Source organism: Candidatus Mycalebacterium zealandia, assembly GCA_014075295.1.
GTDB lineage: Bacteria > Desulfobacterota_D > UBA1144 > Nemesobacterales > Mycalebacteriaceae > Mycalebacterium > Mycalebacterium zealandia.
Genome location: CP046180.1, coordinates 823,053 through 835,926, shown reverse-complemented (window position 1 = coordinate 835,926; position 12,874 = coordinate 823,053). Strand labels below are relative to the sequence as shown.

Here is a 12,874-nt window from a genome sequence, read left to right as displayed (position 1 = left end):
CTCTTATAATAAATTTTCAACCGCAAGAGCAGGAGCAAGAGCAACTGCATCCGCCTCCCGAAGCCGTTTTTTCATCGGCGCCTCCAGAGTCAATCGGGTCAGCCGGAGCCGCGGGGGATGTTCCAAAACCTTTGAATCCGAAACCAAACGAGGAAAGAAGACGTTTGACTTTTTTTGTGCCGCATTTTTCGCACTTTACGACATCGTCGCCACCGAGATGTAAAAACTCAAAAGTGTCGCCGCATTTTGAGCACTGGTATTCGTAACAAGGCATAAAACTAACCTCCGGTGCGGAGAACTTCTCAAATATTATGGCAAGAAAAGACCTTAGTCAAATAAGCGCGGTTGCCGTTTAAATTTTTGTCCAGAAGTCAATGCCGAGAAAATCAAACAGTTTCTGCCCATACACGTTCACATAGAACAGAAAGTCAGCCGCGATGAGAAAACCCACTGCGACCATAAGCGCGCCCACGATGTACTTGTAAACGGGGTAGTATTTTTTTCCGATGAATGACACGGTGCGCCACCGTGAAAAAAGCAGACCTGCTGCCACAAAAGGCACTCCAAGCCCGCAGGAATAGGCTAGCAGAAGCGCGAACCCGCGCGCGGGATCTTGATACGAAGACGCGTAGGATAAAATCGCCGCAAGCATGGGTCCTATGCACGGCACCCACCCGAACGCGAAAGCGCAACCAAGCACAAACACATAAACGGGTCCGCCTCTTTGAGTTTGCAAGCGCAGTGTTCTTTCACGCCGGAGCGCCGGGATTTTTACAATATCCATTGTAATCAGCCCCAGAATCATAATCAGCGCGCCTGACACGGTCGCGAGAACCGTTCTGTTTTCAGACAGGAATGAGCCGAGAAATGACGCCGACGTTCCCATAAGCGAAAAAACAAACGCGAAACCTGCGACAAAAAGAATGGTTGGGCCAAGCAGTGAAAACTTTCCGGACGGCATTTCGGTTTCGCCGTTTCTCATGGTCAACGCGGACAGGTATCCGGGAACAAGTGGGAAAATGCACGGAGACAGAAATGACGCGATTCCCGACAAAAATGCGAGCGCGAAAGCGGGTTCAAGCGGAGATGCTCCGGTCATTTTGCCACCTGCCCGTTCAATTTTTCCAAAACCTGTGGATTGAGGTCGTCCGCGCAATCTATGTCGCGCAAGGTTTCCATAACGCTCACATTAAGGCGCAGTTGTTGCGCTTTTTCAAGCGTTTGAGCCATAACCCTGTCCGTGCTCCAATCTATGTCGTTGAAGAGTTCGGCGCGGTTTGTTTTAAGCCCTATGAGGTAGTAGCCGCCGTCTTCGCAGGGACCGATTACCGTGTCCGCCGTGTTCAGCCGCTCAAATGAGTCCGTGATTGTTTCCGCCGTTATTTCAACGCAATCGGTTCCAATGACGACCACTTTTAGGTTCCCTGCCGACACGCGGTCATTAATCGCGTTTGATATTTTTTCTCCGAGTGTTTTTCCCCTTTGCGCGACGAAATCCGCCGTCCATCCGCCGAGCCAGCGGACGATTTCATTTTTCATTTCCGGTGGGTCGTAAAATACGCAAAGCGAATGTTTTCCCTCGATGTTTTCCATAACCCTTTCCACCATAGACGCGTAAATTTCCGCGGCGCGCTCGTTTCCGATGTCTTTTGCCATTCGGGTTTTTACTTTTCCCGGAGTGGGGTGTTTAAGAAAGACCGCGACAGTGTTCATTCAAGCGGTTTCCCCTCCGCAACTGCTTCCCGCTCCGGCAGTGCAACCGAAGCAGTGATTTCCGAATATTATGCCGCGCGCCGCTATCTCTTTGAGCGATGAGTTGAAAACGGTCGCTTTCTCTCCGTTTTCGCACTTAACGCGCATCTTCAGCATCTGGTTGAAGTCACAATCGTAAAGCGCGCCTTCGTGGTCAACGCTTATCATGTTTCTGCACATAACACCTTCAGCGGCGGCAGGGTTGAACGCGGATACGAGTTTGTCCATATAGCCAACGTATTTTTTCTCCCTGATTAGATATCGGCGAAACCTGTTAATTGGCATATTCGTTATACAGTAGAGGTTGTTGAATTCTATGCCGTGTTTTGCCCGCAGTTTTTCTTTGAAGGTTTTTTCAAGGTCGTTCTGGTCTGCCGGAAGGTAGTCGCCGGGCGGATTATAGACAAAATCAAGAACAAGTCCGCTCTTGTCTTTTCCGTATCCCCGCTCATTGAGCATAAGCGCGGCTTGAACGCTTTTTTCAAACACGCCTCTGCCTCTCTGCTTGTCCGTCAAATACTCTTCGTAGTGCGGAAGAGACGACATCACTTCCACCCCGTGCCGCGCAAAAAAATCGGGTAGATAATCTTTGCCTTCGCCCGTAACCGGATTTCCGTCAACCGTAACCGTCAAGTTGTGGCGCACAGTCACGCGTTTTTTCATCTCCGCCGCACGCTCAACAATGTAATCAAAATGCGGATTGAGTTCGGGCGCTCCGCCCGTGATGTCAAGCGTTTTCACCGTGTTTTCGGCGAGAATTTCAAGACAGCGGTTGACAGTTTTCAGGTCCATCTGCTCGGTTCTCTTCGGCGAAGCATCAACGTGGCAGTGAATGCAAGCCTGATTGCACAGTTTTGTTATGTTGATTTGTAAGGTTTTCAGTGAAAGCGGGGAGAGGTCAATATTTCTTTTTTTGATGAAACTCTCGAAGTTTTTCTTCACTGTGTTTTTACGCATTTTTGAGGTTTTTCTTAAAGAGCACCGTTTTTCTTCATCGTGTTCCGCATCTGAACGGCGTGGATTAAATCAATTCCCGCGTCCATTGAAGCCGCCACGTGAACCGCTTCGGTCATTTCCTCGGGACCCGCACCGGTTTCAATACACCTGTTCGTGTAGGCGTCTATGCAATATGGACACTGTTTTGAGTGCGCAACGGCGAGCGCGATGAGCGCTTTTTCGCGTTTGGTCAAAGAACCGTCTTCTTGTGTGGCGGCGTTGTAATAATCAAAAAATTTGTCCATCAAATCTTTCGCGAAATCTCCGACCTCGGCGAATTTTTTTAAGTCTTCGGGTTTGTAATAACTCATGGAAACCTCTCGGTTAAAATATCCTTTATAGTATCACAGCAAGAGGTGCGCAATGGCAAGGGCTGTGATATTTGATTTTGACGGCGTTATCGCCGATACCGAAAAAGTCCATCTGGACGCTTTCAGAAAGATTCTCGCGCCCGAAGGGGTTGAGATTTTGGAGGCTGATTATTTTGAAAAATATCTCGCCCTTGATGACAAGAACTTTTTCACAACACTGCTTCGGGAAAACGGCAGGGACGCGGGCGCTGAAAAGGTGGCTGATTTTGTAAAAAAGAAATCTCTTGTTACCTCGGAAATGCTTGAAAACTGCGCTTTTTTTGAAGGCGCTCTTGATCTTATAAACTCGCTTGCGGAGGCGCGGTTTCCTCTCGCCATAGCGTCCGGCGCTTTGAGAAAGGAGATTGAGTCGGTTCTTGTCCGTGGCGGTGTTGCCGACTGTTTTTCTTTTATCGCGAGCGCCGAAGATTGTGAAAAATGCAAACCCGCCCCCGAAATTTTTCTTTACGCTCTTAAAGGATTGAACTCATCAAGCACGCTTTCCCCGCCCGCATCTGCGCGGGAGTGTGTTGCCATAGAGGATTCTTCGCACGGAATCGCAGCGGCAAAAGCGGCGGGAATGAAATGTGTGGCGGTTACCAATTCGCACCCTGCCGAAGCGCTTTTGAGCGCGGATTTAATTACGCTCTCCCTGCGTGAAATTGACGCGGAGAAAATCGCCTCTTTTTAAGTTTCGCGCTGTTTGAGATATAATTTCGGCGCAATGATATTTGTAATTTCAGGACCGTCCGCGAGCGGCAAAACGACTCTGGTAAAACATGTAAGAGACGTTATGTCGGAGGTTGATTTTTCAATTTCCTGCACAACGCGTCCGCGCAGACCCGAAGATGCGTCAGATGCTCAGGATTACGATTTTATTGACGACAAAACCTTTGAAAAACGCATAAAAGACGGCTATTTCGCCGAATGGGAAGAGGTTCACGGCAACCGCTACGGAACTCCTTGGAATCAAATCAAAAAAGCGTCCGACACGGCGGGCGGGGAGACGGATGTGGTTCTTGATGTGGATGTTAAAGGCGCGCGCAACATCAAGGAAAGATTTCCCGAAGCGGTTCTGTTTTTTGTTGTTCCGCCGAGCATGGAAGTGCTCAGAGAGCGTCTTGAAAAAAGAAATACCGAAACCGACACAAGCATAAACAAACGGCTTGTTTCTCTTAAAGACGAGCTTTCATTCATCCATCAATATGACTACGTGATTGTGAACAACAAACTCAGCGAGGCGCGGAAAGAAATTGAAACCGCAATAGAGATGTTCAGAACACGAAAAGACAAAATAGACCATATCAAAGCCGCCTATTTGGAGTAGGGAGAGTGTCTTAAAGGGAGCGCGGTATGATAAGACTTAACGATATTCTTGATGAAGCTGGCGCGTCCGGTTCACTTTCCGAATCGGACGTCGGACTTATAAAAAAGGCGTATGTGTATTCCGCGAAAGTTCACGCGGGACAAAAAAGGGTTTCGGGCGAGCCGTATTTAAGCCATCCGCTTGAGGTTTCTCTCATTCTCGCAAAGCTGGGGCTTGACACGCACACAATCGCGACCGGGCTTCTGCATGACACCGTTGAAGATACGCTCGCGACCTCAAAAGACATCAACCGCATGTTCGGCGATAAAATCTCCGGCCTTGTGGACGGCGCGACAAAGGTCAGCAAACTTTCCTATTCAAGTGATCAGGAGAGGCAGGCGGAGAATTTCAGAAAACTCATTCTCGCGACCGCCAAAGACGTGCGCGTGGTTCTGATAAAACTTGCCGACCGTCTTCACAACATGAGGACTCTTGAGTTTCTTCCTACCGAAAGACGCAGAAAAATTGCCAAAGAAACGCTTGAGATTTACGCTCCGCTCGCTCGTCGTTTCGGAATAGGGTGGCTCGCTTCGGAGATTGAAGATCTTTCGTTCAGGTTTTTAAATCCGCGTGAATACGCCAAGATTGAAGAGAAACTCAAAAAAGGCGGCAAACGCCGCGCTCGCAAAATTAAGGAAACAACCGCCAAACTTGAAAAACGTCTGCACGAAGAGGGAGTGAAATGCGAAGTGTCGGGCAGAGTGAAAAACTTTTACAGCATTTACAGCAAAATGAAGTGGCAGAATATGGAGTTCAACGAGCTTTATGACATCATTGCCTTCAGAGTTGTAACGGAGTCCAAAAGCGACTGCTATGCCGTTCTCGGTGAGGTTCACAGCTTGTGGAATCCCGTTCCCGGAAGAATTAAGGACTACATCGCGCTTCCGAAAAGCAACGGCTATCAGTCAATTCACACAACAGTAATTTCATCGGACGGCGACAAGATGGAAATTCAGATACGAACGCAACTCATGCACGAATTTGCAGAAAAGGGAATAGCCGCTCACTGGATTTACAAGGAAAATGAGGCTGCCGGAGAGGCAACTGAAATCCGGCGTCAGTTTTCAAGAATCGGCGACCTTGCAGAAGACGACAATGACGCGCGTCCGGTGGAGTTTATGAATTCGCTCAAAGCCGAACTTGAGTCGAGCGTGATTTACGTTTACACACCCAAAGCCGAACTCATTGAGCTTCCGGTTGGCTCAACCCCGATAGATTTCGCCTACCGCATTCATACAAACATCGGAGATAGATGCGACAAGGCGGTTGTCAACAGGAAATCGGTTCCTCTGGACACACGTCTTAAAACCGGAGACGTGGTTGAAATAAAAGTTTCAGCAAAGGCGAGTCCGTCGGAAAAGTGGCTGTCCATTGTATTTACGCCGCAGGCTAAAAACAGGATACGAAAACATCTGTCCGCGGTGCGTAGGGACAAATCTCTGGATATCGGCAGGGCTATATGCGAAAGGCGTCTCGCGGCGGCGGGCAAAAATTTGAACTCAATGATAAAGCTGGGTGAGATTTTGAAACCGCTCGAAAAACTTGGCTTTTCAAACCCGGATGATTTTTTCCGAATGGTTGGTTTTGGGCATGTTTCGGCTTCTGATTTGCAGAAACTTATTGACCCCGGCTCGGAAATCACGCCGAAAAAAATGGGTCGCATAGAGAGAATTCTTGATAAGGTTGCCGACCCCGAAAGCAGAAAGATGATTCTGGTTGGCAAAGAAAAGGTGATGACGCGCTTTTCAACCTGCTGCCTTCCGGTTCCGGGCGAGCCGATTGTCGGCCATGTAACGCGCGGCAGCGGTGTGGTTGTTCATTCTGCGGTATGCGGTATGTGTAACGGCACCGGTGAAACTGACATGGAGGTGGAGTGGCGCAAAGATTTCAGAGGGAAGGCGACCACGGGGATTTTCTTAACCTGTCAGGACAACAATGAAGTTCTTTCCTCCGTTGACAAAACCATAGACGATTTGGGTGTCAAAACAGTTGTGAAGCAGACGGGAAGATTCAAAGAGGGCATAAAATACAGTTTTCTTTTTAAGGTGAAAAACATAAAGCATCTTGAAGAGATTGTTGATTCGCTTTCAATGCTTGAAGGGGTTGTTTCGGTGGAAAGGTGTGGCAGGGCATTTGAATAGTTTTCTCGCCGCGTCTATAATATGAGCCGATTTTCAAGCGGTTATATATGTTCGGCTTTTTCGGCAGCGGATCTGGGACTCCCAAGTCAGTTTTAAGACAGAACCTTGAATCAGTTTTTCTTGCCATTTTCTTAGCGCTTTGTGTCAGGGCGTTTATTGTTCAGCCTTTCAAAATTCCGTCATCTTCAATGGAGCCCACTCTTCTGGTCGGCGACTACATCATAGTGAAAAAGTTTGCTTACGGAACACGGATTCCATTTACGGACAAAACCGTTTTTCAAGGCAGTGAAATCAAAAAGGGTGACATTGTGGTTTTTAAGAAACCACAGGGTCCGAGCAAAACAAAAAAGACTTATTTCATCAAAAGGGTTGTCGCCACGGGCAATGATGTTGTCCGCATACAGGGCAGAAACATTTATATCAACCAATTGAGGATTCCCCAGTCGTATGTGGGGCGGTATGACGTTGCGCCGATGGAAGAATATATTCAGAAGTTCGGAGACAAGGACATTACCGTCATCTACGAAAAACAGCGTTATTCCACACACAAGGGTGACATCATTTATCCGTTCACCGTGCCCGCCGGGCATGTTTTTCTCATGGGAGACAATCGCGACAACAGCCGCGACAGCCGTTTCTGGGGAACGATTGCCGAAAAAGATATTGTTGGCAAAGCGGTAACAGTTCACTGGTCGTGGAAATTTCAAAACTCATTTATTCCCGAAATCAGATGGGAAAGGATTTTTTCGGAGATTGAATGATGGTGCGGCGCGGCGGCAAAATTCTGGAAACGGTTCTGGATTCACAAGCGCTTAACAGCGCCGTGGAGGAAATGGCGCGACAGATTGCGAAAAATTCCGGGCGCGGCGGATTTTGCGTTGTCGGTATAAAGACAATGGGCGAGGCGGTCGCGCGGCAAATGGCGGAGTTCTTGTCCACACTAACCGGCAAACCCGCGCCTCTGGGCGTTCTTGATATAACTCTTTACCGCGATGACATTGGAAGGGGCAATCTGCCTCAGGCGCGTGCCAACGAGATGCCTTTCAGCGTTGACGCGATGGATGTGATTATTGTTGATGACGTAATTTCCACCGGCAGAACCGCACGCGCGGCGATAGAGTCAGTAATAGATTACGGAAGGCCCTCGCGCATACGGCTTGCGGTTATTGCGGACAGAGGGAACAGGGAGTTTCCCATTCAACCGGACTACTGCTCGGTTAAGGTCAATCCCGGAAAGAAGCGCAGGGTAACCGTTATGATTGGCGGCAACAAATCGGGTGAGAACGGCGTTTTTATTTGTGAAAACAAAGAGGCTCGGAAGAGGGCAAAGTAAGTTATGGAAAAGTTCGAAAGAAAGGATTTAACGGGAATCGCGGAACTCACGGCGGCGGAAATCAATCTGATTCTGGACACCGCCTTTTCAATGAAAGAAGCCACGGGGAGAAAAATCAAAAAGGTTCCGGTTTTGAAGGGAATCACAATCGCCAATTTGTTTTTTGAACCCAGTACCCGCACCAAGGCATCTTTTGAAATCGCTGAAAAACGGCTCAGCGCCGATGTTCTGAACTTTACCGTGTCGCAGAGCAGCGTTGTGAAGGGTGAAAACCTTCTTGACACGGTGAAAAATCTTGAAGCGATGGGAGCGGAAGTGATAATAATCAGGCACCCGATGTCCGGCGCGCCACAACTTCTGGCACGGCAAACGGGCATATCAATCGTTAACGCCGGAGACGGTTCCAATGAGCATCCCAGTCAGGCTCTTCTTGACCTTATGACCATCAAACAGGCGAGGGGGCGCATAAAAGGTGTCAGGGTTCTAATCGTCGGAGATGTTCTCAACAGCCGGGTTGCCAGGTCAAACATCCACGCGCTTTTGAAACTCGGTGCTAAAGTCGCGGTCGCGGGTCCGTGTTCAATGATTCCCGCGCATTTTGCCGAAATGGGGGTTGAGATTTTCAACTCCATTGAAGATGCTCTGCCCGGCACGGACGTTGCCATAATGCTCAGAGTGCAGACGGAAAGAGACAGCAATCGTTACTTTCCGTCTTTGAGGGAGTATTTCAAATTTTTCGGACTCACAAAAGAGCGCGTCAAACTTGCGCCTCCGGGATTGACGGTTATGCATCCGGGTCCTATCAACAGAGGAGTTGAAATAACATCTGAAGTTGCCTACGGAGACGGCTCGGTGGTTCTGGATCAGGTGGCGAACGGAATATCGGTCAGAATGGCGATACTGTATTTGCTGTGCTCAAGAAAAGTGACGGAGGCGCCGGAATGAAGATACTCATCAAAGGTGGAAGAATAATTGACCCCTCATCAGGGAAAAACTCAAGAGGTGACCTGTTTATTGAAAGCGGCTTAATATCAAAACTTCCCGCTCGTGCGAAAAAACCTTCCGGCGCAAAGGAGATAGACGCGCGCGGAATGATTGTGGCTCCGGGGCTTGTTGATATGCATGTTCATCTGCGCGAACCGGGTTTTGAGCACAAGGAAACCATTAAGACCGGCACGGAAAGCGCGGTTGCCGGAGGGTTCACGGCGGTCGCGTGCATGCCCAACACGAACCCCGTCAATGACAACGCCACTGTTACCGAATACATACTGATGAAAGCCCGAACCGAAGGCGCGGCGCGCGTTTTCCCCATCGGGGCGATTACCAGAAATGAAGAGGGCAAAACAATCGCAAACATTGGGGAGATGAGCGAATCCGGTTGTGTGGCAATTTCAGATGACGGAATGCCGGTTGTGGATTCGGGCATCATGAGGCGCGCGATGGAATACGCCCGCCCTTTTGGAATACCGGTTATTTCCCACTCCGAAGACCTTTCTCTTTCGGACGGCGGTGTTATGAACGAGGGATATGTTTCAAATATTATGGGGTTGAAGGGAATTCCCCCGGAGTCGGAAGAGATAGGGATAGCCAGAGATATAATTTTGTGCCGCCTTACGGGCACGCCGCTTCACATAGCGCATGTTTCAACTGCGGGTGCGGTCGCGGTCATAAAAGCGGCGAAGAAGAACGGCATCAAAGTAACCGCAGAAGCCACGCCTCACCATTTCACTCTTTCAGACAAAGTGGTTGAAGGTTATGACACGAACGCGAAAATGAATCCGCCTCTGCGCTCGGAAAAAGACGTTAAAGCCGTCAGGAAGGGGCTCACGGACGGAACTCTGGATGCCATCGCGACCGACCACGCGCCTCACTCTGAGGACGAAAAAAATGTTGAGTTTGACAAAGCGCCGTTCGGTATCGTTGGACTTGAAACCGCTCTTCCTCTTTCGTTGCGCCTTGTTGAGGAGGGCGTTTTGACGATTGATGAGATGATAGAGAAAATGTCAACCGTTCCTGCGTCCCTACTGAAAACTGGCGGCGGAACACTTAAAATGGGCTCGCCGGCGGATGTTGTTATCTTTGACCCGAACAAGCGGTTTACTCTGGACACAAAAGCCTTTCGCTCAAAAAGCAAAAATTCGCCGTTCGGAGGCTGGAAAATGAAAGGCGTTGTAAAACACACAATTGTTGACGGGCGGATAAAGTTTTCACAACGGTAAGACTATGAGCGCTCAGGATCGCGCGCGGTCATTTTTTCTGACCTCTGATTTTGTTGTTCCAACTTTTGCCGGAGCGCTTTTCTTCTTTGTTTTTCACTCTTTTCTGCTTCTTCCGTTGAGGGTGGAGGACCTTGGAGGCAGCCCCTCTGACATCGGTTTTATAATGGGTGTTTCGGGTGTTACGATGCTTTTGTTCACTCCGTTGTCGGGAGTTCTCGCAGACGAATACGGAAGAAAACCATTTATTGTTCTCGGTTTTTTCGCTCTTTTTCTCGCTTGCGCGGGTTTTATATTTCTCCAAAATCTCGGCTGGGGAATCTACGCGCTCAGAATGTTGCAGGGTGCCGCATTTTCCCTCTTTTTCACAGCAACGGGCGCGTTGATAACGGAAATAACGCCTGAAGGCAAAAGAGTGCAGGCAATGGGGTTGTATGGAATGTTCACAATTCTTGGTTACGCGGTTGCGCCGTATTGTGGCAAAATTATTATTGATTTGAGTGGTTTCACAGCATTATTTATAGTGATTTCTATAGTATGTTTTTTGGGCGCGGTGCTGTCATTCTTTGTAAAAGACATGGCAACTGACTCCGGAACCGGGAAAAACGGGAACGGCTCGCGCTTTCTTCCGCCATTTTCGCATCCTCTGGCTCTCGCTGTCGGAACTTTTTTTGTTTCGGGCTGGGTTTTTATGTCTCAATTTTCTTTTGTTTCGCTCTCTTCCCGTTCCATTGGCATTGAGGATTTTTATCTGTTTTTTGTCTTCTTCACGGCGGCGGTTTTGTTTGTCCGCATATTTCTCGGTTGGGCACCGGACCGCTATGGAATCCGCCGTATCTGCCCGCCATTTCTATTTCTTGCGTTTGCGTCCGTTTTGGTTCTGGCGTTTTCCCGCACTCCTTTTTCCGTTTCCGTGTCGGGCGCTCTTTTCGGAATAGCGCATGGATTTACCTATCCGTCCCTTTATCTGCTCGCGATGGAAAAGTCGGGAAACCGTTCAAAGGCAAAGGTGTTCGCACTGTGCAATGCGTCTTTCACAAGCGGCGGAATGCTTGGAACTTTTGTTTCTGGCATTGTCGCCAATGAGTTTGACTATCTCACGATGTATATTTTTCTCGCGTGCATGGCGCTCGCGGGCTTTTTCGCGTTTATGATTGCTTTAAGAGTTACGGACAAAGCGGCAATCAGTTAGAATGAAAATTTATGGCTCTGTTGAGCCGGAGACCAAAGATGAGCGAAAAAACTCCGGAAACGGAAAAAAATGAAAACGACGAATACACACTCAGAAAAGAAAAAGCTTCACAGTTGCGCGACGGCGGCCTGAATCCGTATTCAAATACCTTTAAGCCGTCTTCTTCAATTACGGAGATTTTATCGCAAGCCGAAGGGGTGTCTGATGACGAACTTGGCACGGTGGCGCGTTTTTCAATCGCGGGAAGAGTTGTTTCAAAACGTAGTTTCGGAAGCGCTGTGTTTTTTGATGTCGCGGACTCTTCGGCAAAAATTCAGTGCTACGCAAACAAAAAAGAGACTTCCGAGGAAGATTTTAGAGTTGTCGGCAAGTATCTTGATTCGGGTGATTTTGCCGGGGTTGAGGGTGTTCTTTTCAAAACAAAAACGGGCGAGTTGACGGTCAGGGTTGAAAACATTGCGCTGCTCACGAAAACATTGCGTCCGCTTCCGGAAAAGTGGCACGGGCTTCAGCAAGTTGAGACGAGATTCAGAAAACGCTATCTGGATTTGATTGTAAATCCTTCAGTCAAAGAGATTTTTCGCCTGCGCTCGGAGTGCATAAGTTTTATAAGGCGTTTTCTTGACGAGCAGGGGTTTCTTGAAGTTGAAACTCCGGTGCTCCACCCCATCGCGGGCGGTGCGGCGGCGCGTCCGTTTGTGACCCACCACAACGCACTTGACATAGATCTTTTTCTAAGAATCGCGCCTGAACTTTATTTAAAACGGCTTGTTATAGGCGGGCTGGACCGTGTTTATGAAATAGGCAGAGTGTTTAGAAATGAAGGCGTTTCCACACGCCACAATCCCGAGTTTACAATGATTGAATTTTATCAGGCATACGCCGATTACGGCGATATGATGGAACTGATTGAGGAGATGCTGTCCTCTTGCGCGCAGCAGGTCGCGGACGGCTCTAAAGTGGAGTTTGACGGAAGCGAACTGGATTTTTCGCGTCCGTGGAAAAGGATAAGCATTTACGACTCTTTGCGGGAAAAATACGGCGAGAAGATTTTTTCCGATGCCTCTTTTCTGTTTAACGAAGCGGACGGGCTCGGAGTCGGGCACGATGGAATCAAAGGAAAAGCGCTGACCGGAATCTTTGAAGAAACTATCGCTTCAAAACTGAAAAATCCCACCTTTGTCTTCGGCTTTCCGCTTGATGTTTCGCCACTTGCCCGTGCGTCTGATACAAATCCCGAAATCGCGGACAGGTTTGAGTTGTATGTAAACGGATGGGAAATCGCGAACGCTTTTTCCGAATTGAACGACCCGGAAGAACAGAAGAAAAGGTTTTCCGTTCAGGCGGAAATGAAAAAGAAGGGAGACGAAGAATCGCACGAGACCGATGAAGATTTTCTTGTCGCTCTTGAGCATGGCATGCCTCCCACCGCCGGCGCTGGCATAGGCATAGACCGCCTTATTATGCTTCTTTCGAATACGGTATCCATACGGGAAGTGCTGTTTTTTCCGCATATGAGACCTTGAAA

Annotated in this window: 14 protein-coding genes; 9 read left to right on the top strand and 5 right to left on the bottom strand. The window is 48.7% G+C overall.

The window, feature by feature from the left end:
- Positions 1 to 16: 16 nt before the first annotated feature.
- The 5 genes from GKS04_04155 to GKS04_04135 form a co-directional block, all read right to left on the bottom strand.
- Positions 17 to 274 (bottom strand): zinc ribbon domain-containing protein, encoded by a 258-nt coding sequence (locus tag GKS04_04155; GenBank protein QMU56341.1) that lies wholly within the window; start codon positions 272 to 274, stop codon positions 17 to 19.
- Positions 275 to 352: 78 nt separating this feature from the next.
- Positions 353 to 1,099 carry a cytochrome c biogenesis protein CcdA gene (locus tag GKS04_04150; protein QMU56340.1) on the bottom strand — a complete coding sequence of 249 codons (747 nt, stop codon included), beginning with the start codon at positions 1,097 to 1,099 and terminating at the stop codon, positions 353 to 355.
- Entirely contained in the window at positions 1,096 to 1,713 is a 618-nt protein-coding gene (locus tag GKS04_04145; GenBank protein ID QMU56339.1) for a DUF2064 domain-containing protein, read from the bottom strand. The genes GKS04_04150 and GKS04_04145 overlap by 4 nt, the downstream gene beginning before the upstream one ends.
- Positions 1,714 to 2,709 (bottom strand): radical SAM/Cys-rich domain protein, encoded by a 996-nt coding sequence (locus tag GKS04_04140; protein ID QMU56338.1) that lies wholly within the window; start codon positions 2,707 to 2,709, stop codon positions 1,714 to 1,716.
- A gap of 14 nt (positions 2,710 to 2,723) precedes the next feature.
- On the bottom strand, positions 2,724 to 3,059 hold the full coding sequence (locus GKS04_04135; GenBank protein QMU56337.1) for a 4-carboxymuconolactone decarboxylase: 336 nt from the start codon (positions 3,057 to 3,059) through the stop codon (positions 2,724 to 2,726).
- 52 nt (positions 3,060 to 3,111) lie between these two features.
- Between GKS04_04135 and GKS04_04130 the strand changes: the two genes are divergently transcribed.
- From GKS04_04130 to lysS, 9 genes are read left to right on the top strand one after another with little or no spacing between them, the layout of a single operon-like run.
- Positions 3,112 to 3,789 (top strand): HAD-IA family hydrolase, encoded by a 678-nt coding sequence (locus tag GKS04_04130; protein QMU56336.1) that lies wholly within the window; start codon positions 3,112 to 3,114, stop codon positions 3,787 to 3,789.
- A gap of 33 nt (positions 3,790 to 3,822) precedes the next feature.
- Entirely contained in the window at positions 3,823 to 4,425 is a 603-nt protein-coding gene (locus GKS04_04125) for a guanylate kinase (GenBank protein QMU56335.1), read from the top strand.
- Positions 4,426 to 4,451: 26 nt separating this feature from the next.
- A complete protein-coding gene (locus GKS04_04120) occupies positions 4,452 to 6,605 on the top strand; it encodes a RelA/SpoT family protein (protein ID QMU56334.1) in 2,154 nt (717 codons plus the stop codon).
- A 47-nt stretch (positions 6,606 to 6,652) separates the two neighbouring features.
- Positions 6,653 to 7,366 (top strand): signal peptidase I, encoded by a 714-nt coding sequence (gene lepB / locus GKS04_04115; protein QMU56333.1) that lies wholly within the window; start codon positions 6,653 to 6,655, stop codon positions 7,364 to 7,366.
- Positions 7,363 to 7,938, top strand: coding sequence for a bifunctional pyr operon transcriptional regulator/uracil phosphoribosyltransferase PyrR (gene pyrR, locus GKS04_04110; GenBank protein QMU56332.1), 576 nt, complete (start codon positions 7,363 to 7,365; stop codon positions 7,936 to 7,938). The genes lepB and pyrR overlap by 4 nt, the downstream gene beginning before the upstream one ends.
- A gap of 3 nt (positions 7,939 to 7,941) precedes the next feature.
- On the top strand, positions 7,942 to 8,883 hold the full coding sequence (locus GKS04_04105) for an aspartate carbamoyltransferase catalytic subunit (protein QMU56331.1): 942 nt from the start codon (positions 7,942 to 7,944) through the stop codon (positions 8,881 to 8,883).
- Positions 8,880 to 10,157, top strand: a complete 1,278-nt coding sequence (locus GKS04_04100; GenBank protein QMU56330.1) for an amidohydrolase family protein — start codon at positions 8,880 to 8,882, stop codon at positions 10,155 to 10,157. The genes GKS04_04105 and GKS04_04100 overlap by 4 nt, the downstream gene beginning before the upstream one ends.
- Before the next feature lie 4 nt (positions 10,158 to 10,161).
- Positions 10,162 to 11,346 carry an MFS transporter gene (locus GKS04_04095; GenBank protein ID QMU56329.1) on the top strand — a complete coding sequence of 395 codons (1,185 nt, stop codon included), beginning with the start codon at positions 10,162 to 10,164 and terminating at the stop codon, positions 11,344 to 11,346.
- Positions 11,347 to 11,384: 38 nt separating this feature from the next.
- On the top strand, positions 11,385 to 12,872 hold the full coding sequence (gene lysS, locus GKS04_04090) for a lysine--tRNA ligase (GenBank protein ID QMU56328.1): 1,488 nt from the start codon (positions 11,385 to 11,387) through the stop codon (positions 12,870 to 12,872).
- Positions 12,873 to 12,874: the final 2 nt, after the last annotated feature.